The sequence below is a fragment of the Candidatus Contendobacter odensis Run_B_J11 genome, assembly GCF_000531125.1.
In the GTDB taxonomy this organism is placed as follows: Bacteria; Pseudomonadota; Gammaproteobacteria; order Competibacterales; family Competibacteraceae; genus Contendibacter; species Contendibacter odensensis.
Map to the genome: position 1 here is coordinate 1 of NZ_CBTK010000231.1, position 1,080 is coordinate 1,080.

At 50.3% G+C, this 1,080-nt stretch carries 3 protein-coding genes; all 3 read left to right on the top strand.

The window, feature by feature from the left end:
* The first annotated feature begins 144 nt into the window (after positions 1-144).
* Positions 145-387: a DUF4160 domain-containing protein gene (locus tag BN874_RS13270; RefSeq protein WP_034434260.1), complete on the top strand. Its 243-nt coding sequence runs from the start codon at positions 145-147 to the stop codon at positions 385-387.
* Entirely contained in the window at positions 371-640 is a 270-nt protein-coding gene (locus tag BN874_RS13275) for a DUF2442 domain-containing protein (RefSeq protein ID WP_034434258.1), read from the top strand. Before BN874_RS13270 ends, BN874_RS13275 begins: the two co-directional genes overlap by 17 nt.
* Positions 641-826: 186 nt before the next feature.
* Positions 827-1,080: hypothetical protein (locus BN874_RS25770; RefSeq protein ID WP_081756392.1), on the top strand; the 254-nt coding region annotated here is incomplete at its 3' end.

Here is a 1,080-nt window from a genome sequence, read left to right on the forward strand (position 1 = left end):
TGATGTCTTCATGGCTCCATACTCTCAAATGTTGGAGCCTCCGAGAAAGCCGGGGCGATTCACGGGGCGGTTTTTTGGTGGGTGGGATTTAGGGATGATATATTGATCCTCTCGTTTCCCTTATAGGTCGAAGAGGACTGAATGATGCCAGTGGTCTTGCACTTGGATGGCTTCAAATTTTTCTTTTACGCAAACGAGGGCAATCCGCGAGAACCTGCACATATTCATATCAGAAAGTCTGGTGCTGAAGCTAAATTCTGGCTAGAGCCTCAAGTGCAGCTCGCCCAAAATGATGGATTTGATGCTCCGACGTTACGTCGAATCGCGGAGATGGTGAAAAACCATCAAACACAATTACAGAGGAATTGGTATGAGTATTTCACCTAAAGCGGTCCGAGTTGATGATAATAATCTATGGATCGAACTGCAGGATGGTCGCACTCTAGGCGTACCGCTGGCGTGGTTCCCCCGTTTGCTTGCGGCGACTCCTGAGCAACTCAATGACTTTGAACTTAGCCCTAGGGGGATTCATTGGGATACGCTGGATGAAGACATTGCGATTCAAGGACTGCTGGCAGGCCAAGGGGATATGACCCATCACCGCCACGAATCGGCATCTATTGCGTTGCGGGCGGCTTAGCAAGTAGCGCGGGTTAGCGAAACGTAACCCGCCGGAACCGGGACGCCCTGAACGGCGGGTTACGGCTCGCGCCTAACCCGCCCTACTTCTGACCGGATTGAACGAACCGCTCTTGGGACACCGGGGCGGTTTTTTGGTGGGTGATGTTGGGTTGGAAATATCACGTTCATCTATTAAACTTCCCTGATGAAATTCACTCAATATTTTTTATCCACACGCCAACGATCTGACCGTGCATCGGTGAAAATCGACTGGATTAAAGCGGTGGTCGATAATCCCGTGAAGGAAGTCATTCAAGAAGATGGCAGAATACGGCGATGGGCGTCCATTCCTGAAGCGAATGGAAAGTATCTTCGCGTTATTCTCCTTCCTGATGGAATAACGCCCCTTTCGCCCATTTTCCAAACCGCTTCGGATTTCGTCAAGCCGCTATGGCTAGA

Coding starts and splice junctions, on each gene's coding strand:
- BN874_RS13275 (WP_034434258.1), top strand. CDS start 371: ATGAGTATTTCACCTAAAGCGGTCCGAGTTGATGATAATAATCTATGG.
- BN874_RS13270 (WP_034434260.1), top strand. CDS start 145: ATGCCAGTGGTCTTGCACTTGGATGGCTTCAAATTTTTCTTTTACGCA.